The sequence below is a fragment of the Glutamicibacter sp. BSL13 genome, assembly GCF_052928425.1.
This window is the reverse complement of record NZ_JAVGCZ010000011.1, coordinates 21780-48699: the sequence shown is the minus strand read 5'-3', so window position 1 is coordinate 48699 and position 26920 is coordinate 21780. Positions and strand designations below refer to the sequence as shown.

Here is a 26920-nt window from a genome sequence, read left to right as displayed (position 1 = left end):
GCCTAAAACGACGTCATCGAAGCCACCGGAGCGTGCTGCTACGAAGCATTCTTAGCCAACTGTAACCAAACCGTAGTACAAAACGATGGACAAAAAGTGGCGGTCCTCACAAAATAGGATTATCCGATGCGCATGCCTTCAAGAGCCTACCCGGCACGGGCAGCCGCTAGGCCATTTCTTGCTCGTTCGCTGGCGATCTTCGCCCACACGCTTGAAGGGAATGACCATGTCCAAGCACTCGCTTCTCACCAAAATCGGAACCATCGCCGCCTCCGCTGCACTACTCACCCTGGGAATGACCCCAGTCCAAGCCGCCGGCCCACCACCAAACTGGCGGCTTCCATTCCAGAACGGGCAGTCCTGGAAGGCCAACGCCCCGCACGACTTCGAGGGAGAGAAGGGGAGCGCGGCCCAGTGGGGCTCCATCGACTTCGGCCCGCAGAACGGGGCCGCCAACCGGAAGGTTGTTTCCATTGCCGCAGGCAAAGTCTACAAGATTAGCTGCAGCGGGGGATGGTACCTCGGAGTGGATCACGGCAACGGGTGGAAGTCCACCTACTACCACCTGACCAGCCAGCAGTCGGGGCTGATCGGCAAAACCGTCCCCGCCGGCACCTGGCTGGGTGACGCCGGCAACGCGACGCCCTGCGGCGGAAAGTCCTACGCGCCACACGTGCACCTGACCATTCTGAAGGACAACGCGTATACGAATGTGAACAACTTCAAGTTCGGCAACTACCGGATCGTCACGGGATCCGAGACGTACGTCGGCAAGTGGGTCGATGCCAAGACGGGCGCGCTTGTGCTGAACGTCCCGCGGCCGGGGTATATGGTCGGTGCCTTGCGATCCACTACTGCAGCTCCACCACCGTTGAAGAACCTCACGGCCGCACCCAAGCCGGGAACTTGGGCGACCAACAGCGCCCCGGGCCGGATCAACTCGTCGGTGGGCTCCTGGCAGCCCTACCCGGTGGCTGTCTCCCGGCAGTGGCAGCGCAACGGTGCCAATATTCCTGGGGCCAGAGGCAGCTCGTACAGCCTGACCGGCTCGGATTACGGGCGGAAGGTTCGCTTGCGGATGGTCGGGTCCAAGGCCGGATACAACTCGCGGACCGTATACTCCGCCGAGTATTTTGCCGCCAAGGTCGTCAACAAGCCCGCGTACCAGTACGTGAACATCCGCAAGAGCCCCACCGCCAGTTCAGCCTACCTTGGCCGGATCTACGCCGGCAGGATGATTGCCATCCAGTGCTACCAGTGGGGATCCGCGGTGACCGGTCCGTACTCACGGTCGACGATATGGTATAAGATCCCCGGGGCGGGATGGGTGTCAGAAGCCCTCCTGGAAACCAACTCGAACAACCCCGTGGTTCCGCGATGCTAGAAACGGTCTAGCCCGAGCCAGGAACGCTGGAAGACCGTCAGTCCGATCCGGCGCTGACGGTCTTCCATTCTTCGAGCCAGGTTCCGTGGCCGGCGTCGCTGCCTAGTAGTTTTCGGACACGTATTTGTACGCCTTGTCGAACAGGTCGCCCTGGATAGGCAGGCTGTAGTGCTTCAGCACCTTGCGGATCGCACCCCTGACCTGCCGGTCGCCGTTTCGGGTTCTCGCCCAGTTCTCCCAGTCGCGGCTGGCTTCCTTGACCACCTGGTCGATGTCCACGACCACCTTGTCCAGCACCACCGGGGTCCCTTCCGGCTTGTACTCCCGGAAAATCTGGGTGAGCGCCCCGATGTTCGGGTCGGGTAGCAGGTCCAGGCCGGGCCGGCCGGCCGCGTCCTCGGCCTTCTCCGCAGCGGTCAGGTCGGTAGCGATCTCGAGGACGGCCTTCAGCAGATCAATCCCTTCCTTCGCCTTGGTGACCTGCTGCTCGCGCAGGCGATCCAGGCGTTCGGCGATCGACTGGTAGGCGGGGTGGCTCCCGTTGGCTCCCTGGAGCCGTTTCTTCAGCCGGCTGGCGATGGTGTCAAGGACTTCCTCAGCCGAGACGGTGACGGGCTCGCCTGGTGTCGGCTCCTTAATTGCCCCGGTTTCCACGAGAAGGCGGATAGTTACGTGGTCAGCGATTACCAAGTCCGCCCCGTACTTCTTCACGCTCACATCCGAGATCGCGCCGTGCACCAGCTGCATGGTCTTGGCTCCCAGTTGCTCCCACAGCAGCGGGGTGCCCGTGTCGGCGGGGGTCAGGTACTCGTACACCCTGGCCAGCCACCGGTAGTCGGCCTTGTGCTGCTCCAGGCGCAGGTTCGGCCAGGCCGACTCCCACAGGCCTTGGAGCATTTCAAACTGGAGTTTGAAATCGTTCTCCTGGTCCGCGTCCGGCAGCCGGCGGGACACCTCGGTGAGCGTGTCGAACGAGAAATCGGTGCGGTCGATCCCCACGAAGCGCACCAAGGTGACCTTCAGTTCGGCTTCAAACAGGTCCACCAAGGATTCCGCGTCGATCTGCTTGCGGGCGGCCTGCGGGTTCGCCGGGTGCATCGCGCGCGCGAACCCCTCACCCAGGCCCACGTAGTCCACGATCAGCCCGTTGAGCTTCTCCTGCTTGGTGACCGGGTGACGCCAAGTCCGGTTGGTGCGGGTGATCGTCTGGAACAGGGTGTGCAGCTTCATCGGCTTGTCCAAGTACATGACGCCCTCAATGGGCGCATCGAACCCGGTGCCCAGCTTGGAGGTGACGATCAGGAACTTCAGCCTGTCGCCGTGCGCGCGGAACCGGTCCAGCAGCTGCTCCTCCTCCGACTCGGCGAGCCGGTAGGGGTGCATGCGCGGGTCATCCTTGGAGTTCACGCTCATCACCACGCCGGCCTCATCCGGTTCGCCCTCGCCGGCCCGCTCCTTCAGCTGCCGGGTGAGCTCCTCATGGTAATCCACGCATAATCCGCGGTCGTAGACGACCACCTGGGCTTTCATCCCCAGCGGGTCAACAGTCGAATAGAAGTGCTCCACCATGTCGGCAACCACTTTGCGCACCCGTTCGGGGTTGGCGAAGAAGGTGCGGGTCCTGGTCGCCTGGGCGGCCAGCGTGTTCTTCTGCTCCTCGGTCAGCCCCTCATCGTCGGCCAGGTCGTCAAACGCCTGGTCCAACTCCTCCTTGCGCACATGGAAGTCCACCAGGCGCGGGGCGACGTGGATGGGCACCGTGGTTCCATCCGCAATGGAACGGTCCGAATCGTAGGTGTTCAAGGCGTGCCCCGGGTCGTCCGGGTCGCCGAACAGTTCGAAGGTGTTGCGGTCCTCATCGGCGATGGGGGTGCCGGTGAACCCGAAGAACCGGGCGTTGGGCAGGGCAGCGCGCAGGTGCTTGCCCAGCTGCCCCTCCTGGGTGCGGTGCGCCTCGTCCACCAGCACGATGATGTTCTCCCGCTCCGACAGCAGCCCCGCCTGGTTGAACTTGTGCACGGTGGAGAAGATGACACCGCGCCGGTCGGCGGCCAGCAGGCGGCGCAGCGAATCCGAATCCTCGGGGGAGACCGTGGATTTCAGGCCAGCCCGGGTAAACTGGTTGGCCATCTGGGTGATCAGCTGCACCCGGTCTGCGATCGCCAGGATGGTCGGGTTGCGCAACGCCGGCTCCTGGGTGAGGCGCATGGCGGCGAACAGCATGGCCAGCGTCTTGCCCGACCCCTGGGTGTGGTGAATCAGCCCCTGCCGTTTGGTGCCGTGCAGGGCACGATCCAGGATCGCGTTCACCGCCTCCACCTGCGGGTAGCGCGGCACGATCTTCACCAGCACCGGCGGCCTGCCGGACACCCGGTGCACCTCATAGATGGTGAAGTCCCGGATGATGGACAGGACCATGGCCGGGTTCAGCAGCAGCTCCACGCTGCGGGCGACCCGCTCCCAGCCGGACATGAGCGGGTCATCGGTGGTGGAACCCCACATGTTCCAGGAGTCGATGGGCTGGCGGATCGACCCGTACCGCAGTTCGCGCCCGTCGGTGGCCACCGAGAACGCGTTCGGGACGAAGAATCCAGGGCGCTTGGTTTCGTAGATGTCGTGGATGTCCCGGGCGGCGTTCACCCAGGTGACTTTGTGGTTGAACCGGGTCTTGGTCTCGATGACCACCACAGGGATCCCGTTGATCCACAGCACCAGGTCGAACCGGCTGGTGTCCCCCGGAGCCCCGAAGGTCACCTCGTCGGAGACGATGAAGCTGTTGCGGTCCGGGTTCTTGAAGTCCATCAGGGTGATGGTTCGGAAGTCCTCGGTGCCCAGGAACTGGTGGGTTTTGCGTCCCTGCAGCCAGGGCAGCAGCGCCTGGCTGGTGGGTACCAGCCCGTCCTCGTGCACGTTGAGGATGACCCGCTGCAGGTCGTCAATGATCTCCTGGCCGCGCGCGGGTTTCTCGGCGATGACCGGGTTCAACCTGGCCAGCGCGGCGGTGAGCTCACCGGTGAGCAGCACGTCCTCCGTGGCCCGGGCCAGCTGGTTGCCCGGCACGTGCTTCCAGCCGGCCTTCACCAGCAGATCCAGCACCGGTGCCTGCACCGTGTTCGCCTCGTTGAAACCCGCCATCAAAACCCCTTGACCAATCAGCTACCCGTCAGCATACGCAAAAACCAGCAACCACCATGCGCTCATTACGACACCGACGCGGTTGGAATCACCAAGTCGTACGCCTCCGGAATCTCGTGAGCACCCGACAGCAGCGCGGTCAGCAGCTCCGACCGAAGGGTGCGCAGGGACCTGGAGTGCTCTGCCGCTAGTTGCCTCGCATTTTGCAATTCCTCTGCGACTCGTGACGCTGCTACCCGGTCGCTGCGAGTCAACCACGGAATTGTCATGCTATTCCACTTGGACTTCGAGACGATCGGCATTGTCGAGACCCCGGCCTCGGTTGCTATGGCGGACTGAAAATAGTCACTCGAAAGCATCAATGCCACAAACCTAGCAGCGGATTCATCCATCCCTGTGATGGCATTAATTTGCTGATTGAAGGTTGCTTCTTCAGTCGTCACGCCAACTTTCCCGACGGATGCTCCGATGCAAACCTGAAGAACAGCCCCAGCCGGCACAGATCGACCATTCTTGCTGGCACCGGCCTTGCTTACGAAGCGAGTGTATCGAGAGACATCTGCACCAGACTTGTCTAGATCCGACGGAGTTACAAATGGCACGTCATTCGTTGCCCAGAAATCTTCGTTTTTGGTCGATGGAGTGGCACCCGTGACTGTTTTGCCAAGTTTTTCGATTTCAACGAAGTTATTTCCGGTTAGCCACAAAGAATTGGCGATTTCAAGCCGTGTCCTACTGATGTCGCTTTCCAAATCCTCGGCCGCTTCGATGGTGTTGTCCAGGGCACCGATCAGATCAACGATTCGACGCTGCTCGGCAAGAGGCGGGAGAGCAACAGGGATGGACTCGAAGGCCCCCACCGACAAGGTTTTACGGCGCAACACCGACCCTGTGCAGCGCTCAGCCATCGCATCGTGAAATGACGGAAACGTCGTGAGAAGCGCCATGAAACATGGCAGGATTCTACCCGTGTCCAGCCTGAAGACGGGAAACGTCTGAGGTGTGACAAATGCGCCTTCAAAATCCTTCGTGACCACAGTCGAAGGGGCCTCGAAAGCGGTGATCGTGCGGTATACCAAGTTGTCCGACTCTAGCCTCATGAGCTTCGTGAACTTCATAGAGTCCCCGCGAATAGGCGCTCTTCGCGCCAGCCCCCAGCCGCTTCTCTGAACCCCAACTATCTCGTACTCGGAGGATGGCTCAACAGCTGTAAAGTCGGTGCGCTTGGAGATTAGGTCACCCAGCCGCACGGTTTCCCAGTTAGAAGTCATAGCCGGCCGCCTTCAGTCGCTCGGCCAGGACGGCTTCAGCCGCGGCGAGCCGTTCCCGGGATTCCTTGTAGTCAATGAGTGCTTCCTCCACATTGGCTTCAGCGACGGTTTCGTTTTTGAGGTAGCGGCCAATGTTCAGGTCGAACCCGTTGTCCTCAATTTCGGCCAGGTCGACCAGGCGCAGGCTCAGCCCTTCTTCACCGTCGATGTCCACGCCTTGCTTGTAGGCGGCGTCGATCACCTTGATGTCCTCGTCGGACATGCTGTTCTGGTTCTTGCCGGATTGAACCCGTTCGCTCGCGTCAATGAACAGTACCTTGTTCTCACGCTCGGCCGGCTTGCGGTCGCGGAACACGAGGATCGCCACCGGGATGCTGGTCGAGTAGAACAGGTTGTTCGGCAGGCCAATGACGGCTTCGAGGATATTGTCGCGCACCACCGCTTCACGGATGCGCGCCTCGGCGCCACCACGGAACAGGGTGCCGTGCGGCATGACCACCCCGACCCGGCCGGTGCCGGGCTTCATGGTGGCGATCATGTGCTGGATCCATGCCCAGTCGCCGTTCTTCGCCGGCGGGACGCCGTACTTGTTGCGCCCGTACGGATCCTTCACCCAGTCGGCGGCACCCCAATTTTGGAGTGAGAACGGCGGATTTGCGATGACGATGTCGAAGGTGCGCAGCGCGTCGCCGTCCTTCAGCTTCGGGGAGCCGAAGGTGTCACCGCGGGCGATGGTGAAGTCCTCCATGCCGTGCAGGAAGAGGTTCATCTTGGCGATCGCACTGGTGGTCAGGTTGACCTCCTGCCCGTACAGGCGCAGGGTGTGCGGGTTGCCGCCGGCCGCCTTGATCGCGGCCACGGTTTCGACCAGCATTCCGCCGGAGCCACAGGCGGGGTCGGCGATGCTGTCCCCGTGCTGCGGGGCCAGCAGCTTCACGAGCAGGTGCACGACGTGGCGCGGGGTGAAGAACTCGCCGGCCTTCTTGCCGGAGGCTTCAGCAAACTCACGCAGCAGGTATTCGTAGGCGGAGCCGAGCATGTCCCCGGACACCGAGTCCGGATCCAGCCGCACCGAGTGGAAGGTGTTCAGCAGCGCGGTGAGTGCCGACTGGGGGAGCCGGTCCTGGTTCGCCCAGTTCACATCCCCGAAGACGTTGGCCAGGGACTCGGGGTTGGCCAGCTGCAGCTGCTTGAGCACGGTTTGCAGCTTCTCGCCGGTGCCGGAGGTGGTCTCGAAGACGTCCGCCCAGTGGCAGCCGTCGGGGATGACGAACGGGTGGTAGTCGGCCTCGGCCTCGTCGGTGAGTTCATCGCCGAAGTCGGCGACCGCCTGGGCGTGCTGGTAGTCCCAGTTGTCGCTGATCCATTTGAAGAACATGACCGGGAACACGTACGCCTTGAAGTCGCCGGGATCCACCGGCCCGCGCAGGGCATTGGCGGCCGCCCACAGGGTGGATTCCAGCTGCTGCTGGGTGAGGTGACCTGGTTCAGTGGGTGCGAGTGTCACTGGGCTTCCGTGCTCCTTTGGCCATGTCCACGAAATTCCGCGGCTGTTTCATTCCATCATGCCAAACTCCTGCGAGAAGGCTCGATTATGGACTGTCCCTCATGTATTGAGTCGGCCCGACAGCTGGCGACTCAAAGCAATTCGGTAACTAAGTGTCCGGGGTGTTGTCCGGCTGCCCCAGGCACCTGGACAACAAAATCCGGCCCAACTTCCGCGGGATTCCACGGCTAAATGAGCGCCTGCCCCAGAAACCCCAGCTACCCGGCGGAAAACAACACCCCCTAGAGGGATTTGATGGAAAGTGAATCAACAATCCGTTCCCTCTAGGGGACGTGTGTTTAACCGGACAAGTGGGGCAGATGAGGCGCCAGTTAATGCTATTTAACTAATATTCCTTATATATAAAGGTAAGTAGTAGTAGAGGGGGCCTTGTTCTTCTTGTCCGAAAACGTGTCCGAAAATCTTTCGGACTGGGGTAACTGGGCCAGGAGTATAGCCAAAGGAGATACTCGGCGGGCAATGATGCCCGAAATGAGCCCAGCCCATATTTCGCCGCATAAACGGGGGAGAGCCTGAACCGTCCTGGGGCAGGCGCTAACGACAAGGAATCCCCGTGCTTGCACAACGGATCATCAAGGACGCCTGGGCCTTCTTGGCCGCCGCGTTCCTCATCCTCGCCGTCATCGAGATTTTCTCGCTAGACCTGTACTTCATCATGCTCGGCGTCGGCGCACTGACAGGCGCGGCAGCCGATTTTGCCGGTGCTCCCGCATGGCTTCAGGTCGTCCTGTTCGACATGGCCTCCATCGGCATGCTTTTTCTCTGTCCGGCCGATCGCCATGCGTCACCTGCGCAAGTCGCCGGACGACGCGCGCACCTGCGTTGAACGCATTGGAGTCTCCGAGGCGAACATCATGCAGGACGTCACCGAGACCGCGGGCCTGGCCAAGACTGACGCGCGTCCAGCCGTTCGGGTCGGCTCCCGCCCAACTGTTGCTTGTCCTACGTTGGGTGATCACGCCGTAACAGTTGGGTTGACCCGCACCTGGTGCCAAGCGTACGAGCAAGCATAGCCGGCGCTGAGCAGGTGCGGGCCTCACCTCACCAGTCCGGTTCGTTCTCCGCGTGGCGCGTAGCCCATACCGGAACGGGAACTGTCACCGGGGCAGCGGCAGGCTGCGTGGCCGGGGTGGCCTGCCGTGGGCTGCCCGCGCGATTATCGCGCTGGCCGGATAGTCGCAGCGGCACGCTACGCGGGACCCCGATTTCTGCGAGGTATGGAGCAACCTCCTCAGGCTCAATGAGTACTGCTTGGAAGCCCTGAACGGTGCCCCCATCCGTGTAGGAGAGACCGAAGCCCGGGCGACCTGAGAAGAGGTCGGAGATTTCCTCGCTCGCCTGGGCGGCCATTTCACCGGGGAACAGCATGCCCAGCGCCTCACGGGAAGGCAGGCGGGCGGGGGAGACAAGTTGCACCACGGTGCCCATCCGCTCGCGCACCTGACCTGGCAGGTCGGTGGCATCCGGCCGCTGGGTGAGGATGAGCAGGTGGATGCCGGCAGAGCGGGCTTCACGCGCGATCATGGCGACCTTACCCTGGATCCGGGCCACGTTGGAGGAATGCGCATTCCAGTCGTCCAGCATTTCCTTAACCACTGGGCTTGCTTTTGGGTCACCAGAAGGCTTCTTATCAACCGCGATGAGCCCAGCCCACTCGTCAATCACCACTAGCCAGGGACGAATGCTCCCGGCGGGCAGATCCTGCCAATTTTCAGCCCCAGCCTGGTCGATCACCTCTACTCTGCGGCGCACCTCCGCGTACACGGCATCCAGGGCTTCGGCGGCTTCCTCCACAGAGTCCACCGCTCTTCCGGCCAAGCCGCCCCGCGTCCCCTTTGCTAGCCTGCCCATCCCCATGGGTCATGCTTGCCTTTCTAAAAGTGGTGCAGTCGCTCCCCAGCTCACCGCCCCATCTTGAGCCAGCTCCCCAGCGGCTCTACAGGTACTAAGGGGGATAGATCGAATTCGGTTCACGCGTTGTAAAACACCTAGTCAATCTTTCTTCCTGCGTTCAGGGCTGTCAGGGCACTGATCCGGTCAGGTGCAGTTTTTGGTCGCTGAATGTAGTGGGCGAGGGTGGTGCGCGAGTCCGTGTGGCGCAGCTGTGCCGCGGCGGCCTCAATCCCGTGGGATTCGCTGACGATGGTGGCGACAGCCCGCCGGAAGGCGTGCGGATGGATATAAACCGGCAGCTTGTGGTCGCTCTGCTCCAGAATCGTTTTTAGGGACCTGCGGATCGCCGACGGTGCGGTGAAGGTGCCGCGAGCGGTGGCAAAAACCGGATCGTCCAAGCCCTTGTACTCTGTGACCTCGTGAATCCGGGCAAGCATTCTGGTGATCTCAGGACCTATCCGTAGGTAGCCCTCGGAGTTTGCGGTCTTTGGATACGTCTGACGGACCAACCGGCTGTTTTCATCCAGTGTTCCGCAAATGTGGATAGTGCCAGCGGTCAGATCCACGTCCCGCCAGCGCAGGGCCATGACTTCTCCAATTCGAGCCCCGGTTTCCAGCATGAGCTCGGTGGCGTGAATCACGCGCGGGTGAGGCGGCCTACCGGGAAAACCCTTTCCTGCAACCCGCTCGTGCAGGATCTGCCGCAAAATCGCGAGGTCACTCGGAGAAGGCGCCTCCACCGGGGTCACACCCTTGGTAAGCAGCCGCACGTGGTCAAAAACGTTGTCCCGCCCCGCGTAGACCCCCAGACGCATCGCATTACCCATGGCGCGGGAGAGGAGTCCCTTGACGTGCCGAGCCCGGGTGGCACCCTCCAAGGTGGTGGGATCAATGAGTGTCAGCAGCTGTGCCTGGGCGTGAGCCACGGTGAGCTCATGCAGGCGTACGCCGCCCAGCAGTCGGAGCGCATGATCTGCCGAGTTCCTGTACGGCCTCAGCGAGGACGTGGTGATGGCTTTCTGCCCGGTGGTGCGCGCTTCGGGGCTCTTGACTTGCAAGGACGCGAGGTAGAGCTCGACTATGTCCTTGACGGTTGGCATTTCACTGGAGGAAGCGACACCGTTGCGCAGCCGGTCCGCGTGTTTGGCGCGCAAGCCCAGCTCGGCGGCGGTTTTTGTGCGCCCCTGGGCGGTGAGGACCCGCCGCGTGCCGCTGGTGTCGCGGAAGGCACCACGAGCCGTCCACTGCTTCCGCCCGGAATCGTCAGTCGAGGAGGTCACCGCGGTCACGGAAAGCTCGCCCGGCTGCAGTGCACGGCGCCCCATTATGCCGCCGCCTTGTCAGAGAGCAGGCCCTCTACATATGCGAGGACCTCATCGCGCTTGTAAAGAACCCGGTTCCCCACCCGGGCGCAGCGAGGGCCCCTCCCTGTGCTGGCCCAGTTCGCCAGGGTCTGGGGACGCTGCCGGAGCAGGAGTGCGGCTTCGGCACGGGTCAAGTAGACGGGCAGGGCATCGGCCTGCGTGGGCAGGCTCTGTGATGGTGATTCGGTCATAAGCCTACTAAGGGGCGGGGTTCGATTTCGGTTCACTCGCGACTTCTGCTCGACGTTTACTCGACGTTTTGGAGCGAGGGTCGCCGGTAAGCGCCGGTAACTTGCGGTAATCGTCCGTGAGTACTTCTTCCTTGTCATCTCGCGGTTTAGCGTGTCGATCCCCGATATTTCGGTGGCGCGGAATCAGGTGTTTTGCCTCGCTGTGTAAACTGAAGGTCACCGGTTCGAATCCGGTAGGGGGCTCTCTTCACCCCGGCGAGCATGCGCGTTCGAGCATGTTCCCGGGGGTTTTGCTTTTCCCTTTCCCAACGCTCACCCTTCCCGCCATTAGGGCTGACTTGAGCGTGCAGGGCTGGCCCTCTGACGTCCGGTAACCATCGCGTTCGCCGCCCGAGGGACATCGGTACCCTGAGAGAATCCTCAAAAATCTGGAAGATCTGAATCTTCGCGGCTATCTTCTCCCTACACCTGCCGTTGTTGTGGCAACCGTTCTTGCGTTGCTGCTCGTAGTCGGTTCCACTCACACGCAGCGTGACTGATGGGGACATTCTGGAAGTTGCGAGTTGTGGAGGTTAGGACAAATGCCAGGTCGAGTCGCCCGGTCGCGTACCGCACAGCGGGTCTCGGAACTGATCGGAACCCGCCATGGTCGCCAATACCTGCAGCAACACGGTTGGATGCCGGGCATGCCGGTCATTATGACCGGGCCCCGGGAACCACTGGATGATGTGATGGGGTTGGTCTCCGTCCACGAAGGACCGAGCCTGGTCGCAATGATTGACCCAATCAGCGACCAGTTGCGGTTTCTGCATGTTTCATTGCCTACCCCAGTCCTGCAGGTAGTAGGACTGGAAGCCCCTGGAACCATAATCAGTTCCTTCTTTGACCGGGCCAGGCGAAGCGGTTCGGTTACATTTCGGGTGAAGTACTGGCCTTACAGTGCGGTCGCCCATGCCCTGCCGCCCAGGTTTGCCCAGCCACTGGTCGCACCGACCGCCGCAACCACTAGGGCACAGATGGTGGAACCACAACCGTTCGGCGCGAGCTTGTCGGCCCGTTCCTAAGCGTTCGGGAGCCGATGTGAGGAGCTGAGAAACCGACTTTCTGCGGAACCCGGTGCCCCACTTCGACCAAAGACAGCGCTCGTGTACGTCCGGGGCGCTCGCCGGAAGCTGGTTCGAAGACAAAAGTGTGCTGAGAACAACCCGCATGCGGTGGTGCCGCAGGCTCAGCGGGGGAGTTGACTCGGTATTCTGGAAGCCGGCGTAAGCCCGAAACCTTCTTCGAGCAAAGGACGAACGATGGCCGGTGGACTGGTAGCACTCCTCGACGACATCGCGGCTCTGGTCAAGCTGGCCTCCACCTCATTGGACGATGTGGCCTTGGGCGCCGGAAAGGCCAGCAGCAAGGCGCTGGGTGTCGTGGTGGATGATGCCGCGGTCACCCCGCAATATGTGGCCGGAATTTCGCCCAAGCGCGAGCTGCCGATCGTGTGGAAGATTGCGCTGGGCTCAATCCGCAACAAGCTGCTGATCATCCTGCCGCTGGCGCTGCTGCTCTCACAGTTTGCCCCCTGGGCGCTAACCCCCTTGCTGATGCTGGGCGGCACCTACCTTGTCTTCGAAGGGGCGGAGAAGGTGCTGGAATTGTTGCACATCATCCGCCACCACGACCCGGTGTCCGGCGAACAGGTGCGCGATGAAAAGTCGATCATCGGTGCCGCGGTGCGCACGGACTTGATCCTGTCTGCGGAGATCATGGTGATCTCCCTGAACGAGGTCGCCGCCGAGGGCTTTTGGATGCGCACCATGATCCTGATCGCGGTGGCCCTGGGCATGACCATTGTGGTGTACGGGGTGGTCGGGCTGATCGTGAAGATGGATGATGTCGGTCTGCACCTGGCCCAGCGCACCTCCCACTTCCTGCAGTTGATCGGCCGGACCCTGGTCAAGGCGATGCCGGTGATCATGTCCGTGCTGGGCAAGGTCGGTGTGGTGGCCATGCTCTGGGTTGGCGGACACATCATCCTGGTCGGTCTGGACGAGCTGGGCTGGCATGCCCCCTACGCGCTGGTGCACCACCTGGAACTGGCGGCCGCCGGAGCCACCGGCTCCGCTGGTCCGGTTATCGGGTGGCTGGTGAACACCGGGCTCTCCTGCGTCGCCGGACTGCTGGTGGGCAGCGTCGTGACTGGCATCGTGCTGGGGATCCGCCGGATCCGCCAGGGCCGCAGCGCCCAGCAAGCCTAATCCCGGGCCCCGTGCGGTGACATCCGCAGGGGCGCGGTGAACCTGGTTGTGGATAGGATTGGTCGGATACGGCCGTTGCCGCACTCGCCTTGCGGTCGGGAACGGAACCGGGCCGCCGGATGGGGCAGAACCGGGCTAAAGTGTCGGCGAGCCATGGAAAGATCAAAGCGTGTTGAGCAGTGAACAAGTAAAGGCAGCAGCCGCGGCCCGGCATGGGCGCGGCGCCTACTTCACCCCGGAACCCATAGCACGCTTCATGACCGGCTGGGCACTGGACCAGGGTGCTCGCCGGGTCCTGGAACCTTCCTGCGGAGAAGCACAGTTCCTGACCGTCGCGCATGAACTGCTTGATGACGGGCGCGGGGCCGCCAGCCTGCACGGCATTGAACTGCATGAGCCGTCGGTGCACGCCGCCGAACGGATCCTGGCCGAGCACGGGGCCAGCGCGCAAATCCGCTGCGCTAACTTCTTTGAGGTCACCGGTCGCCAGGACATGGACGCGGTGATCGGCAACCCGCCCTACGTGCGCTACCAGCTGCACCGCGGGGCCGACCGTGAGCTCTCCCGCCGCGCGGCCCGGGCGGCCGGGGTGGAGCTGAACGAACTGGCCTCGGTGTGGGCCGCATTCGTGGCCCACGCAACCACTTTCCTGCGGCCAGGCGGACGCCTGGCGCTGGTGCTGCCCGCCGAGCTGATGTTTGTGAACTACGCGGCCCCGGTGCGCGCCATGCTGCTCGAACGCTTCAGCACCGTCAGCCTGGTGCTGTTCCAGGAGCGGGTGTTCGCCGACGCCCAGGAGGAAGTGGTGCTGCTGCTGGCCGACGGGTACGGGCAGCCGGGCAGCGGGGCGTTCCGGCTGCACCAGGTGCACAACGCCCTGGGCCTGCAAAGCCTAGAGCCCGGGGTGCTGCATCCGGTGAGTGACCCGGCCGAACGCTGGACCAGTTCGCTGGCCTCCCTGGAAGCGCGCGGCATCTACGACACCGCACTGGCCAACGCCGAATTCGTTCCGCTGCAGACCTGGGGTGAAACCTCCCTGGGGGCCGTGACCGGGAACAACAAGTGGTTTACGCTCAGCGAGCCGGACGTGGCCGAGCTGGGGCTGGCCGAGCAGGACCTGATCCGCATTTCCCCACCGGGTTCCCGCCACCTTCGCGGACTGGAACTGGGGCAGGAGGACTGGGAGAGGTTGCGTGAGCACGGTGCAGCCACCTACTTGTTCCGCCCGCAGGGCTCTGCCTCCCCGGCGGGTCAGGAGCTGATTTCCGCCGGGCAGCAGATGGGCGTCGACTCCGCATACAAGTGCCGGGTGCGCACCCCCTGGTGGCGGGTTCCGATCCTGGCGGTGCCGGATCTGTTCATGACCTACATGAACGCCGATACCCCCAGACTGACCACGAACCATGCCCAGGTGCATCACATCAACTCCATCCACGGGGTCTACTTGGGGGCGGATGTGCGTGAGGTGGGCCGGGAACTTTTGCCGCTGGCGTCCCTGAACACGCTGACCATGCTGGGCGCCGAGATTGTGGGTCGCTCCTATGGCGGGGGGATCCTGAAGCTGGAACCCTCGGAGGCCGACCGGCTGCCGGTGCCCAGCCCACACCTAGTCCAGGAACACGCCCCGGCGCTGCGTGCCATTCGGCCGGAGGTTGCCAGGCTGCTGCGGGCCGGACAGAAGCTGCAGGCCAGCGCGCTGGTGGACGAGATCGTGCTGGGCCGGATGCTCGGCCTGGACGCGGCGGCCCGCTGCTGCCTGGAGGACTCCCGCACCCATCTGCTGCAGCGGCGCAAGCTGCGCGGCAAGGCGGTGCGGAAGGCGCAGGCCAACATCGGGCACGCGGTGCGGGCAGGGAAGAATGCCGAGACCGGAATGAACAACTCCAACGGCAGGGAAACGGGGAACTAGGAACCAGATGGGGCACGAGAAGACGCTGGCCTTTGCCGAATTCGATACGGTGCTCTCCAGCGCCGCCAAGGACTCTCCCTGGTTGCTGGAAGGGGCCGTGCAACAGCAGTTCCAGCCGTCCTACTCGCTGCTTGAACAGTTGCTGAGCATCCCGGTGCGATCCAAGGCCGTCACCCGCTCCGGCCGCTTTGCCCAGGCAGTGGATGCGTGGCTGGCCCACGAGCTGCGGCGTGCCGGGTTCGATCAGGATCTGGTGTGGCCGCGCACCGAGGCGCCGCGGGTGCTTTCCTCCGACATCCTGGACCTGCTGCGCCGGCTGCCCGAACGACTGGCCGAGGAAGTTCACGAGGCGATCCTTGCCGGCAAGGCCGGCAGCACCGATGCCCGGATCCTGGGTCGGGCCTACATGAAGCAGACCGATGTGGTGATGACCCACTGGTCGCGGGGCCCGGAACTGCTGCTGAGCACCAAGGCAATGACTTCATCGTTCGGGAAGAACCTGGCCAACCGCTACGAGGAAGCGTATGGGGACGCCGCCAACCTGCGCGCCCGCTACCCGTTGGCTGCCGTGGGCTTCTACTTCGTGCAGCGAGCCACGATCCTGCGCACCGAACCGGCCGCGTTCCGCCGCACCGTGGATATGATCCGCAAGCTGCGTGATTTCGGGGACGGCTACGGCTATACGGCCACCGGTCTACTGCTGGTGGACTGGGATGAAGCCGACCCGAACCCTACCGTGCAGGTGGAGCACGACGCGGTGCCCGAAGACGTGGCCACCGAACAGTTCATGGCCACCATGATCGACACCGTGCTGCAGGTGACTCCCATCGACCTGCACGAGGTGGCACGGGCCCGGCGGGACGGGATCCCGGAGCCCGTGTCCAGCAAGGACCCGGCTGCGGACCTGCAGGACCCGCTCTTCTAGCCCCGCTGCTAGTAACCAGCCGGGTGCAGGTCGTGGTCGGTCTGTTGGCTACCGCAACGACACGGCGCGCATCCCAGCGCGTGCGGCACGGTAATGGTCGGCAGGACCGGGTGGACCCTGTCTTGTGCCTGGACCGGCACCGGATCCAGTGAAGGTTGACCGGTTCCAAGGGACAGGGGGAGGCTGTTCGCCCAGTCGCGGGCTGCGGCGGTGGCCTGGTAGATGAACATGCCCTGCCCGTCGAACTCGTACTCGCGCTCCAAGGCCCACAGCTCGGAGCGCTCGTAGAAGGCCCACGACGCCGGATTAGCGGCGTGAATGACGGTGATCGCAGTGCGTCCCGCGTCCAGGGCATGGGCCAGCCGCATCTCGGCGACCCGCTGGCGAATGCCCATCCGCCGGTAGCGCGGATCAACCACCATGCAGCCCAGCTCCACCGCATCCATCAGTTCGGTGGGAGCCACCACGCTGTCGTGGACAATCCCCGCCGCAACCAGTGCGCCTGCATCGCGCACTGTGACCACCAACAGGGCGCGGTCCATTTTCTGATGCCAGCGGGCGTCAACACGTGGGTAGAGGCGGGCCAGCTCCTCGCGCTCGGCGGCGGTTGGAGGCATGGCAGACAGGGCATAGTCCAAGAAGGGGAGCACTGGGATCGGTCCTAAGAAGTCAAGAACGAACGAAAGGAAAAGATTTCCGTCACCCCTGGTGACGGAGGGTTTCGTTGGCCTTTAGGGGACCGTTGCCGGCGGCTTCCGGCAGCTTCCTTGTAGGGCCCAGTTTGGCGGCTCGATGAGCCACAGAAAAATTATGCGGTTCCAAAGCGTCGGGAACAAGCGGGAAAGGGGTCCGGAATGTTAAATCTGTGTTAACCGTCGTCACGGTGGGCTATCGGCGCTCAAACGCTGCGCCGTGCAGCACGGAAAAGCGCCGAAAAGGACGCCTGTCGGCAGGAGGATCGACCCCGATTTGGTGGCGGCGGAAAATGCCAGTAATATCGTTTAGGTGCCGCGGTGAGAAACTGCGGAAAGCACTTCTGGATCTTTAGCTCAGTTGGTTAGAGCGTTCGCCTCACACGCGAAAGGTCGCTGGTTCGAGTCCAGTAAGATCCACCAAAAACCCCCACAAGAATCTTGTGGGGGTTTTCTCGTATCCAAGCGGGTAAGCGGTTCCTGGCGGGTTAAGTCCCAAGCAAGCTCCTGCTCGGCAGGCCCGGCCGGGAACGGTTCGCCGCGCTACTGGGCCAGCAGTTCGTGAACCCGCGGCTTGACCACGGTGCCCAACAGCTCAATGCTGTGCATCATCACTTCGTGGGGCAGCGTGCCGTTGGAATACTTCATATCCACCCGGCTCAGACCCAGCATCTGGGCAAAGCGCGCGATTTTTTGGGCCACGGTGTCCGGGCTGCCAGCGAGCATTGCCCCGTCCGGCCCCATGGCTGCCTGCAGACGCATCTTCGAAACCGGCGGCCAACCGCGCTCGGCTCCCAGCCGGTTCATCGCCCGCTGGTAGTGCGGCCACAGCAGTTCCAGGGCTTCCTCGTCGCTGTCGGCCACCAGACCATGGAAGTGCGCGGCGACCGGCTGGTCCGGTTTGCCGAAGGAGTCCAGGGCCTTGTGGTAGAGGCTCACCAAAGGTTCGAAGGCCGCGGGTTGCCCGCCAATGATCGCCAGGAACAGCGGAAGACCGTGTCGGGCGGCGCGGATCACCGATTCGGGGCTGCCTCCGACTCCGACCCAGGTGCGCAGTTCGCTGGATTCCAGCAGCGGATAGACCTGCTGTTCCTCCAACGCGGTACGGGTCTGTCCGCTCCAACTGACCGGTTCGCCGTGGCGCAACCGGGCCAGCAGCTCCAGCTTTTCCTCGAACAGGGTCTCGTAGTCGGTGAGGTTGTAGCCGAACAGCGGGAACGACTCGATGAAGGACCCGCGACCGGCGATGATCTCCGCCCGGCCGCCAGAGAGCCCGTCCAGGGTGGCGAAGCGTTCGTAGACGCGTACCGGGTCATCGCTGGAGAGCACGGTCACCGCACTGCCCAGCCGGAGCCGTTCAGTCACCTGCGACAGGGCGCCGAGCACCACTTCCGGGGCGCTGATAGCAAAGTCGTCCCGGTGGTGTTCGCCCACCCCGAAGAAGTCCAGGCCCGAGGCCTCGGCCAGGCGTCCCTCGGCGACTACGTTGCGCAGCACCTGGCCGTGCGGCAGCAATTTGTCCTTCGCGTCCACGGTGATGTCACCGAAGGTTTCCACGCCGATTTCCAGCTTCGTTGACCCGGTTGACTGGGTGCTCACCGGAACCACCTTTCCTCGAGACTTTTATGCAAATACATGCATTCTGGTAACCCTTCGGGGTGGCTGATTCATTCCCCCGAGCCGGTGTTTTAGAAATCACAGATCCCGGGCGGTTTCCTCAGCATGGATCCAGCCTAAGCCCATGCCGCGGTTGTATCGTGAAGTCGTAGCAGGCAACTTCGTTTAAGGGGGTAGATCGGTGGCGCAGCAGGAGCGGGAGAACGAGCCCCGGGAGCAGGTGAATCCGGGGGCGGACCCGGATCCGAAGGTCTCGAGTCTGCCACGCATCAGCGCCAACGAAATCAGGCTTGGATCCCCTCTGGAAGCCAGCGAACCAAGCCAGCCCTACACCTCTTCGTGGCCGCTGCATGATGCCCCACCGGTCCCCGAGGACCCCACCGCCACCATCGCCGCCGCGGAGATCGGCGACCTGGAGGCCCGGACCGGCCAGGTGACCACCGAAGACGGGGTGACCGTGGTGCCCACCCGCGCGAACCCGGTCGCCCGGCGCCTGTTGGCCAAGATGTGGGTTTCCGACGCCCCGCCCACCCAGGCGCTGAACATCGTCGAACGGCTCAAGGGCACCCCTTACGCCAACCCCCAGATCAAGGACACCGAGGCTTCGGCCCGCCCGGTCCTGGAATTCGCGCTGGATCTGGCCGAAACGCTTTTCCGCTACGGGGCCGGGGCCCTGGAGGTGGAGACCAGCGTCATCGCGGTCACCGCGGCGCTGGGGCTGAAGCACGTGGATGTGGATGTCACCAACCAGTCGATCCACCTGAACTACAACCCGACCGACGCGGACGGGTTCTCGGTGCTGCGCGTAGTGCGCTCCTCGACCGCGAACTTCGCCGGACTGTGCCTGGTGCACGAGCTGGTCTCCGACGTGATTTCCGGGGGCATTGAAATCACCCAGGCTGCGACGCGGCTGCAGGTGATCATGCGCAAGCCGCGTCCCTTCCCGCGCTGGTTCGTGGCCACCGCGCGCGGCGTGTTCGCCGCCGCGTTCGTGCTGTTCATCGGAGGTTCGGCCCTGGGCGCGCTGATCGCCTTCGGTTCCTCCTCTCTGGTTTCGCAGATCATGAAGTTCGGCAACCGCTGGCGGGTGCCCGAATTCTTCACGGTGGCGGCATCCACCTGTGCGGTGACCGCGGTGGCGCTGATCGGCTTCGCGGTCCACGCACCCATTGACCCCGCACTGGTGGTCGCCGGCGGCATCCTGCTGTTGCTGCCCTCGGTGCGCTTTGTCTCGGCCCTGCAGGACGCGATCAACGGCTTCCCGGTGACCGCGGTGGGCCGGCTGTTTTCCGCCGGGCTGATCTATACCGCGATCCTCACCGGCATCTCGGTGGCCCTGGTGATCAGTTTTGTGCTCGGCGGCACCGAAGTGGACGTGCACCAGATCCAGCAGATCTCCTATCCGCAGTGGTTCATGATCCTGCTGGTGGCGGTGGCCATCGCCGCCGGCGCGATCTCCGAACAGACCGCGAAGAAGCTCGTGTTGCCCACTGTGGTGATCGCGGTCATCGGCTATCTGGTGCTGCTGGTGTGCAATGCGCTGGGGCTGGGGGAGCGGGCCACCCCGGCCGTGGTGGCCACCGTGATCGGCTTTGCCGCCCGGTTCACCTCGGAGAAGCTGCGCACCCCGCAGCTGGTGATTGCCTCGCCCGGGGTGTACTTCCTGCTGCCGGGCCTGATGATCTTCCGTTCCATGTACGGGATCGTGCTGGAAACCGACGCCATGGACCAGGCGCTGGTGGAGATGTTCAACGCCTTTGCCATCATGCTCTCGATCGCCGGCGGCGTCGTGTTCGGCGACACGCTCTGCCGTCCGCTGATTGCCGGGGCCGGACGGGAACGCAAACGCATTCGACGCCGGTAACGCCTTGGCTGACCATGCCGCCGGGCCGACTAGGCCGGCGGCAGCTGCCAATCCACCGGCGACAGGCCCAGCTGCTGCAGTTCACGATTCACCGCGCTGAAGGGCCGGGAACCGAAGAACCCGCGGGAGGCCGACAGCGGCGAGGGGTGGGCGCTGCGCAATTGAACCATCGTCGGCATCGCCGGAGCCAGTTTTTGGGCGTGCGCACCCCACAGGATCGCGACCACCGCCGGGGTGCGGCGGTTCAGGGTGGTGATCACCGCGTTGGTCACCGCATCCCACCCGAGTTTCTGGTGCGATCCGGCCTGCCCGGCACCCACCGACAGCGTCTGGTTCAGCAACATCACCCCCTGCTCCTGCCAGGCGCTCAGATCCCCGTGGACCGCTGGCGCCACGCCCAGGTCATCTTCCAGTTCCCGGTAAATGTTCTTCAGGCTGCGCGGCAGCGGGCGAACCTGCCGGTCGGTGGAAAAGCTCAGCCCCACCGGGTGGGACGGTGTCGGGTAGGGATCCTGGCCCAGGATCAGCACCTTCACCCGCTGAACGGGCAGCTGCAGGGCACGCAACATCAGCCGGGGTTCGGGCAGAATCTGTTCACCGGTCAGCGAGCGTTCCGAGAGCCGGCGGGCCAGGGTGCGCAGCGTGTGGTCCAGCGGCAGCAGCGTTGGCACCCAGCTCGGATCGATGACCCCGGTCTCGGCCATCGCCGCCGCGCCGTGGAAGAACGGGAAATCTTCGGGCGTGAAGCTCGCCGCGGCGGGCTCGGCGGATGCGGCGAACAGGGCCGGTTGGTCGAAGCTCATGGCACCATTCTTCCCTGCCGCGGCCCGTCGTGCGAAGCGTCACCGGGAACCGGCGGAGGAAAACGGCTAGAATTGTCTATGGCGTAGCGCCGGGAATACCCAGATGGAAGAGTGTTCCCCAGTGGTTTCCAACGGTTTGGATCGAGGTGGATGAGCATGGCGGATGAAGGCATCTTGGTGGATTTCGTGATGAATCCAGATAGCGAGCTCGATGAGCGCTCGCAGCAGATCCTGAGCATGGAGCGGCTGTGGTGGAAGTATGCCGGGGCCAAGGAACAGGCCATCACCAAGCAGTTCTCCATCTCGCCGGCGAACTACTACCAGCTGCTGAATCAGCTTATTGAAACGGATGCGGCGCTGGCCTACGATCCGATGCTGGTCAAGCGGTTGCGTAGACTACGAACTACCAAGCGTCGTGTCCGCACCGGCAACGCCAAGTACTGACCAGTTACTGAGCCAGGCGTGCCCGGAGACCGGCAAGACATCGAACAAGGACGAGAATGACCAACTACCCACGTGACGAATTCGATCGCGTACCGGAGTTCAACACCCGCGTTGGGTCGCACCATGCCAATGGCTGGGCACAGGCTGCCGCCTCCAAGGACAAGGGTGGAAAGTTCCGTTGGGTGGCCATTGCCGCTGTGCTGGTGCTGCTGGTCGGCGCCGTCTCCTACTTCTTCTTCGGCCCCAATGGGCAAAACCAGCTGATGGGGTCCACCCCCACGCCCAGCCCCACCGCCTCGGCCAGCGCCGAGCCTAGCTCCGAGAGCCCCAGCCCGAGTGAGTCGCCCACGGCCTCCAGCACCATTGACGAGGATCTGGTGCTGTACCAGGTGCGCGTGGGGATCTACAACGGCGCGGGGGTCGCCGGAATTGCCGGTCAGGCCCAGCAGCTGCTGCTCGATGAGGGCTTCACCGGATCCTTCACGGACAACTGGGTGCGCGATGAAACCGAGTCTGCGGTCTACTACACGACCGAGCAGTACCGGATGACCGCCGAAAAGGCGGCCGAGGTATTGCAGATCGAGGCCGTCTATCAGACGCAGAACATCCCCAACCCGGTCACCGTGGTGCTGGGGGCTGATGACCCGCTGCCCAGTGAGTAAGACGCACCTACGCTCACAGCCGACTAGCTTGCACTCGAGGGGCTGGAGTGCCAATATTTGTATTAGCACTCTAGTGCTTCGACTGCTAACGCAGGCGGGTGGAGCTGACCTTCACCCTTCGTGGCGGCGGATTCGAGGCGCCGGAGCAAGAAACACCTCAGATAGCGAGAGTCAGTACGCGTCGCGGTCCGATGCCGCCCGCGGAACCCTCGTCCGTCGCGGGCGCTGTCTGGCGGTTGCATTTTCGCAAGCTAGTCCCGAAAGGACCACCAGCCACTATGGCCAAGATGATTGCATTTGACGAGGAAGCACGCCGCGGCCTCGAGCGCGGCCTGAACACTCTGGCCGATGCCGTGAAGGTCACCCTGGGCCCGCGCGGTCGCAACGTTGTTCTGGAAAAGAAGTGGGGCGCTCCCACCATCACCAACGACGGTGTCTCGATTGCCAAGGAAATTGAGCTTGAGGACCCGTACGAGAAGATCGGCGCCGAGCTGGTCAAGGAAGTCGCCAAGAAGACTGACGACGTCGCCGGTGACGGCACCACCACCGCCACCGTGCTCGCCCAGGCCCTGGTGAAGGAAGGCCTGCGCAACGTCGCCGCCGGCGCCGATCCGATCGCGCTGCGCCGCGGCATCGACAAGGCTGTTGAGGCCGTCACCTCCGAGCTGTTCACCGCAGCGAAGAAGGTCGAGTCCAAGGAGCAGATCGCGGCCACCGCTTCGATCTCCGCTGGCGACAACGAAATCGGCGGTCTGATCGCCGAGGCGCTGGACAAGGTCGGCGAGCAGGGTGTCATCACCGTCGAGGAATCGAACACCTTCGGCCTGGAGCTTGAACTGGCAGAGGGCATGCGCTTTGACAAGGGCTACATCTCGGCCTACTTCGTCACCGACGCAGAGCGCCAGGAAACCGTCCTGGAAGATCCCTACATCCTGATCGTCAACTCCAAGATCTCCAACGTCAAGGAAATGGTTGGTCTGCTGGAGAAGGTCATGCAGTCCAACAAGTCGCTGCTGATCATCGCCGAAGACGTCGAGGGCGAAGCCCTGGCCACCCTGATCCTGAACAAGATCCGTGGCCTGTTCAAGTCCGTCGCCGTCAAGGCCCCGGGCTTCGGTGACCGCCGCAAGGCCATGCTCACCGACATCGCCATCCTCACCGGCGGCCAGGTCGTTTCCGAGGAAGTTGGCCTGTCCCTGGACAACGTCGGCCTGGAGGTGCTGGGTACCGCCCGCAAGGTCGTCATCACCAAGGACGAGACCACCATCGTTGAAGGCGGCGGCGAAGCCGACGCCATCGAGGGTCGCAAGAACCAGATTGCTGCCGAGATCAAGAACACCGACTCGGACTACGACCGCGAGAAGCTGCAGGAGCGCCACGCCAAGCTCTCCGGCGGTGTCGCCGTGCTGAAGGCCGGCGCTGCCACCGAGGTGGAGCTCAAGGAGCGCAAGCACCGCATCGAGGACGCAGTGCGCAACGCCAAGGCTGCCGTGGAAGAGGGCATCGTCGCCGGCGGTGGCGTGGCCCTGATCCAGGCCGGTGCCGCTGCCTTCGAGAAGCTGACCCTGGAAGGTGACGAGGCCACCGGTGCGAACATCGTGCGCGTTGCCATCGAGGCCCCGCTGAAGCAGATCGCCGCCAACGCCGGCATGGAGCCGGGCGTTGTGGCCGACAAGGTCAAGGGCCTGTCCGCAGGCCACGGCCTGAACGCCGCCACCGGCGAGTACACCGACCTGCTGGAGGCCGGCGTGAACGACCCGGTGAAGGTGACCCGTTCGGCCCTGCAGAACGCTGCATCGATCGCCGGCCTGTTCCTGACCACCGAGGCCGTCGTGGCAGACAAGCCGGCTCCGGCCGGTGCCGCTGCCCCGGGTGCCGACGAGATGGCAGGCATGGGCGGCATGGGCGGCTTCTAGCCTCCCGCGTTCAACCCAACACTGCGCGAAACCCGCTCCACCGCGACCGGTGGGGCGGGTTTCGCCGTTAACCGCCGCCGAAGCTGACACGCTGCGGTGCCTTGCCGCGGCTGGGGCCGGCGGGCCGTGTTTCAGCTCCAGCGCGAGAGCTGCTCGATTTCCTGGCTGAGGTTCGCCCGGGCGGACGCTTCCCAGCGCTGCAGGCCCAAGGGGGTGGCGAAGATCTGTTCCTTGTCTAACAACGCCTGCAGGATCTGGGAGCGTCCGGCGGCAAAGTCCTTCTGCGGCAGGTGCGAATATTCCTCGGCGATCGCCGCGGTGTAGCGCTGGTAGGCGGCCGGTGGCCTGGCCAGCACCTCAAGGTCGGCATCGGAAAACATCTGCCCCAGATAGTCCGCGGCCTGCGGGCTGTGTGTGGTGGTCAGCAGCACCAGGCGCCGCACCTCGCCCACCGCGCCCGGGGAGATGAGCCCGTAGAGCCGGGCTTCGGCCAGGCGGGCGGAGTCCTGCTCGTCCTGGGCGGTGCCCCGGTAGACGGCATCGTGGAACCAGGCGGTCAGTTCCAGGATCTGTCGTTCGTCCTGCTCCAGGTCTTCGGGCATCAGCTCATCCAGGGCCTCAAGGACCGACAAGAGGTGAACCCGGTCGTGGTATTTGCGGTGCCCCTGGCTCCAGGCTGCCAACAGCTCCCTGCCCAGTCCGGGCACCTCCAGGGTCCGCGCCCAGCGGCGCAGCAGAATTTTGTCGAGCTTCTCGGGACGGTGCCGCCCTGGCACCCGAATCCCGGACGCCACCAGCCGGCGCACCAGTTCCCCAGCTGAAACCGGCTGGGCCCCACTGTCCACCAGCTGCCGGTACCGGCGTTCCGGCACGTCATAGTGGTCACGGTCGAAGGCCCGCTGCGGCAGGCCGGTACGCCGGGCGAACTCATGCAGTTCCTGCAGCGAATGATCGGAGACCACATGGGAGAACAAGGTCCCATGGGCGGGCCAGAGCGGTGGGTCAATCAGGATGCTCATTGCCCCAGCCTACCGACCCGCTGTCCACGGGGTCAGGCACACGTCTCAGAAGCGAAACATGGACGCGTTGATGTTCTCCACTTCCTCATATTGGGTGGAGGCGTGGTGCAGGGCCGTGGCGATGGAGGAGAGCGACTCCTCGATGCGCACATGGGTGGCCCGCCATTCGGCGACAATTGCCTGGAACGACGCGGCGGCGGCGCCCTGCCACGTGCCCTGCAACTGGTCAAGGTTCATCTGCATGGCCGCCACTTCACTGCGCAACCGGTCGATGGTTCCCATGACGGCCTGGGACTTGATTTGCATGTCACCGGTGTCGGTGGAAAACGTGCTCACGATGGTCCTGCCTTTCCAAGGGGTTGGTGATGCCCCCACGTTAAGGCTGTGCTGGTCCTGAACCGCGGGTGGTGGACCGATTGTGGATCAGACGGTGCATGAAACGGAACTGGTCCGGGCCGGGGCGTGATGCACCGGCCCGGTCCCTAGTCCTCGTCATCGTCGTCGTAGTGCTCCTCCACCGGAATGTAGGGCAAGTGTACTGCGAGGGTGGCCCCACCGCCGGGGGTGTCCTCCACCTGCACGTGGCCGCCGTGCTGAGCCACGATGGCCGCTACGATCGCCAGTCCCAGCCCCGAGCCGCCGGTTTCACGTTGCCGTGAACTGTCGGCGCGGTAGAAGCGTTCAAAGATCTTCTTCGCGTCTTCTTCCGGAATGCCCGGGCCGTGATCGCGGATCTGGATCACCGCATCAATCTGGTCACCAACCTGGGACTTCACGCCGACCGCGATCTCCAGGGGCGAATCTTGCGGAGTGTAGCGCAACGCGTTGGTCAGCAGATTTGCCACGACCTGGCGGATGCGGGCCTCATCCCCGCGCGTGCTGGCCGGGGCCGGTACCGAGGAATGCAGACCCACCAGTTTGACCTCGCGCTCCGGGGCCCGCACACGGGTGTCTTCCACCGCGTCCTGCCCCAGCACCAGCAGGTCCACGGGTGCCATCTCCAGCGCGCGCTGTTCATCGAGCCGGGCCAACATCAACAGGTCTTCGACCAGTTGGGCCATCCGCTTTGATTCGGCCTCGATCCTGCCCATCGCCGAGTCCAGAGCCTCGGGATCCGCCAATCCGCCGTGACGGTAGAACTCGGAGTAGCCCTGGATGGTCACCAGCGGGGTACGCAGCTCATGCGAGGCATCCTGGATGAAGCGACGCATCTTGCGTTCGGAATGCTCCCTGTCCTTGAATGCCCGCTCAATCTGGGCGAGCATCGCGTTCAGGGAGCGCGATAGGCGCCCGACCTCGGTTTCCGGCGGGTAATCGCGCACACGCTGGGTCAAGTCACCATCGGCAATCATCGCCGCGGTGCGTTCAACGCGCACCAACGGCAGGAAAGCGCGTGTGGTGACCCCGTAGGCGATCATGGACATGATCAGGGTAGCCAACAACCCGGTGGACAGCACCAGAACCGTGCTCTTGGAAACCGTGTCCTGCACCGTGTCCAACGGCAATGCAATAAAGAGGTTCGCATCGGAACTGGGCATCGGAACCACCATGGCCCGCCAGCCGATGCTGGCCGGATAGATCCCCGGGACGGTGACCGGATGCCATGGGGTTTCGGCCAGTTTCGCGGTCTGCTCGGGCGCCAGCAACGGCGAATCCATGCCCGTGGGCGTAACCCGGCTGCGCGGCATGATGTACACGATCTTGCCCGAATCATCCCGGATGTCGGCGTACGCGCGGTTCAGCCCCAGCAAGGTGGTATCCACCCCGGTTTGCTGTTGCGGGTTGCGGTCCCCGTCCAGGGCATAGCGGTAGGCCTGGTTCAGTCCGTAGGAAAGCGTGGGCCCGGCCGCCAGCAACTGGTCATCTATCTGCTTGGTCAGCGAGATGCGCAGCGACTGGGCCGAGCCCACGGCGGTGGCGATGACCCCGAGGATCATCAGGCCGCACATCAGCATGACCAGTTTGGTGCGCAACGAGGTACGGCGCCACGAGAGTCTCAGAGCCTGCATGTAATG

21 protein-coding genes and 1 tRNA gene are annotated in these 26920 nt (G+C 63.8%); 10 read left to right on the top strand and 12 right to left on the bottom strand.

Annotated elements, in window-relative coordinates:
• Positions 1-226 precede the first annotated feature (226 nt).
• A complete protein-coding gene (locus tag RCJ92_RS03535; RefSeq protein ID WP_171021136.1) occupies positions 227-1384 on the top strand; it encodes a M23 family metallopeptidase in 1158 nt (385 codons plus the stop codon).
• A 102-nt stretch (positions 1385-1486) separates the two neighbouring features.
• Here the strand turns inward: RCJ92_RS03535 and RCJ92_RS03530 are convergent, their stop codons facing one another.
• From RCJ92_RS03530 to RCJ92_RS03520, 3 genes are all read right to left on the bottom strand, one after another.
• Positions 1487-4519, bottom strand: a complete 3033-nt coding sequence (locus RCJ92_RS03530) for a type I restriction endonuclease subunit R (protein ID WP_138174874.1) — start codon at positions 4517-4519, stop codon at positions 1487-1489.
• 65 nt (positions 4520-4584) lie between these two features.
• Entirely contained in the window at positions 4585-5790 is a 1206-nt protein-coding gene (locus tag RCJ92_RS03525) for a restriction endonuclease subunit S (protein WP_138174872.1), read from the bottom strand.
• Positions 5780-7297 carry a type I restriction-modification system subunit M gene (locus tag RCJ92_RS03520; protein ID WP_138174870.1) on the bottom strand — a complete coding sequence of 506 codons (1518 nt, stop codon included), beginning with the start codon at positions 7295-7297 and terminating at the stop codon, positions 5780-5782. Before RCJ92_RS03520 ends, RCJ92_RS03525 begins: the two co-directional genes overlap by 11 nt.
• Positions 7298-7910: 613 nt before the next feature.
• Between RCJ92_RS03520 and RCJ92_RS03515 the strand changes: the two genes are divergently transcribed.
• Positions 7911-8183, top strand: a complete 273-nt coding sequence (locus RCJ92_RS03515) for an NfeD family protein (RefSeq protein WP_138174868.1) — start codon at positions 7911-7913, stop codon at positions 8181-8183.
• Between the two features lie 215 nt (positions 8184-8398).
• On the opposite strand, the gene RCJ92_RS03510 is transcribed toward RCJ92_RS03515, so the two are convergent.
• The 3 genes from RCJ92_RS03510 to RCJ92_RS03500 all read right to left on the bottom strand — a co-directional run bounded on the left by RCJ92_RS03510 (position 8399) and on the right by RCJ92_RS03500 (position 10805).
• The gene (locus RCJ92_RS03510) at positions 8399-9151 is read right to left on the bottom strand and encodes an FtsK/SpoIIIE domain-containing protein (RefSeq protein WP_138174866.1); all 753 of its coding nucleotides are present in this window, start codon (positions 9149-9151) and stop codon (positions 8399-8401) included.
• Between the two features lie 194 nt (positions 9152-9345).
• Positions 9346-10575: a site-specific integrase gene (locus tag RCJ92_RS03505; RefSeq protein WP_138174864.1), complete on the bottom strand. Its 1230-nt coding sequence runs from the start codon at positions 10573-10575 to the stop codon at positions 9346-9348.
• Positions 10575-10805, bottom strand: a complete 231-nt coding sequence (locus RCJ92_RS03500; RefSeq protein ID WP_138174862.1) for a helix-turn-helix domain-containing protein — start codon at positions 10803-10805, stop codon at positions 10575-10577. The genes RCJ92_RS03505 and RCJ92_RS03500 overlap by 1 nt, the downstream gene beginning before the upstream one ends.
• A gap of 1301 nt (positions 10806-12106) precedes the next feature.
• On the opposite strand from RCJ92_RS03500, the gene RCJ92_RS03495 reads away from it, so the two are divergent.
• The 3 genes from RCJ92_RS03495 (at position 12107) to RCJ92_RS03485 (ending at position 15888) form a co-directional block, all read left to right on the top strand.
• Positions 12107-13054, top strand: coding sequence for a DUF808 domain-containing protein (locus RCJ92_RS03495; RefSeq protein ID WP_138174860.1), 948 nt, complete (start codon positions 12107-12109; stop codon positions 13052-13054).
• Between the two features lie 172 nt (positions 13055-13226).
• Positions 13227-14963, top strand: a complete 1737-nt coding sequence (locus RCJ92_RS03490; protein ID WP_171021135.1) for an HsdM family class I SAM-dependent methyltransferase — start codon at positions 13227-13229, stop codon at positions 14961-14963.
• Positions 14964-14970: 7 nt separating this feature from the next.
• A complete protein-coding gene (locus RCJ92_RS03485; protein WP_138174856.1) occupies positions 14971-15888 on the top strand; it encodes a hypothetical protein in 918 nt (305 codons plus the stop codon).
• A gap of 8 nt (positions 15889-15896) precedes the next feature.
• Here RCJ92_RS03485 and RCJ92_RS03480 read toward each other — a convergent pair whose 3' ends face one another.
• On the bottom strand, positions 15897-16505 hold the full coding sequence (locus tag RCJ92_RS03480; RefSeq protein ID WP_138925641.1) for a GNAT family N-acetyltransferase: 609 nt from the start codon (positions 16503-16505) through the stop codon (positions 15897-15899).
• A gap of 421 nt (positions 16506-16926) precedes the next feature.
• Here RCJ92_RS03480 and RCJ92_RS03475 point away from each other — a divergent pair.
• Positions 16927-17003 (top strand) — tRNA-Val (locus RCJ92_RS03475).
• A 120-nt stretch (positions 17004-17123) separates the two neighbouring features.
• Here RCJ92_RS03475 and RCJ92_RS03470 read toward each other — a convergent pair.
• On the bottom strand, positions 17124-18179 hold the full coding sequence (locus RCJ92_RS03470; protein ID WP_446753779.1) for an LLM class flavin-dependent oxidoreductase: 1056 nt from the start codon (positions 18177-18179) through the stop codon (positions 17124-17126).
• A 199-nt stretch (positions 18180-18378) separates the two neighbouring features.
• Between RCJ92_RS03470 and RCJ92_RS03465 the strand changes: the two genes are divergently transcribed.
• Positions 18379-20061, top strand: coding sequence for a threonine/serine ThrE exporter family protein (locus RCJ92_RS03465; protein ID WP_446753778.1), 1683 nt, complete (start codon positions 18379-18381; stop codon positions 20059-20061).
• A gap of 29 nt (positions 20062-20090) precedes the next feature.
• Here the strand turns inward: RCJ92_RS03465 and RCJ92_RS03460 are convergent, their stop codons facing one another.
• Positions 20091-20864 carry a uracil-DNA glycosylase gene (locus RCJ92_RS03460; protein WP_249354310.1) on the bottom strand — a complete coding sequence of 258 codons (774 nt, stop codon included), beginning with the start codon at positions 20862-20864 and terminating at the stop codon, positions 20091-20093.
• Positions 20865-21020: 156 nt separating this feature from the next.
• Between RCJ92_RS03460 and RCJ92_RS03455 the strand changes: the two genes are divergently transcribed.
• From RCJ92_RS03455 to groL, 3 genes are all read left to right on the top strand, one after another.
• Complete coding sequence (locus RCJ92_RS03455; protein WP_138174850.1) at positions 21021-21308, top strand: DUF3263 domain-containing protein; 288 nt, start codon at positions 21021-21023, stop codon at positions 21306-21308.
• A 56-nt stretch (positions 21309-21364) separates the two neighbouring features.
• Positions 21365-21970, top strand: a complete 606-nt coding sequence (locus RCJ92_RS03450; protein WP_446753777.1) for a LytR C-terminal domain-containing protein — start codon at positions 21365-21367, stop codon at positions 21968-21970.
• Between the two features lie 278 nt (positions 21971-22248).
• Complete coding sequence (gene groL, locus RCJ92_RS03445) at positions 22249-23886, top strand: chaperonin GroEL (protein WP_138174846.1); 1638 nt, start codon at positions 22249-22251, stop codon at positions 23884-23886.
• A 131-nt stretch (positions 23887-24017) separates the two neighbouring features.
• Here the strand turns inward: groL and RCJ92_RS03440 are convergent, their stop codons facing one another.
• From RCJ92_RS03440 to RCJ92_RS03430, 3 genes are all read right to left on the bottom strand, one after another.
• On the bottom strand, positions 24018-24905 hold the full coding sequence (locus tag RCJ92_RS03440) for a DUF4031 domain-containing protein (RefSeq protein ID WP_446753776.1): 888 nt from the start codon (positions 24903-24905) through the stop codon (positions 24018-24020).
• Between the two features lie 45 nt (positions 24906-24950).
• Positions 24951-25241 (bottom strand): WXG100 family type VII secretion target, encoded by a 291-nt coding sequence (locus tag RCJ92_RS03435; protein WP_138174842.1) that lies wholly within the window; start codon positions 25239-25241, stop codon positions 24951-24953.
• Positions 25242-25387: 146 nt separating this feature from the next.
• Complete coding sequence (locus tag RCJ92_RS03430) at positions 25388-26914, bottom strand: sensor histidine kinase (protein ID WP_138925644.1); 1527 nt, start codon at positions 26912-26914, stop codon at positions 25388-25390.
• Positions 26915-26920 lie beyond the last annotated feature (6 nt).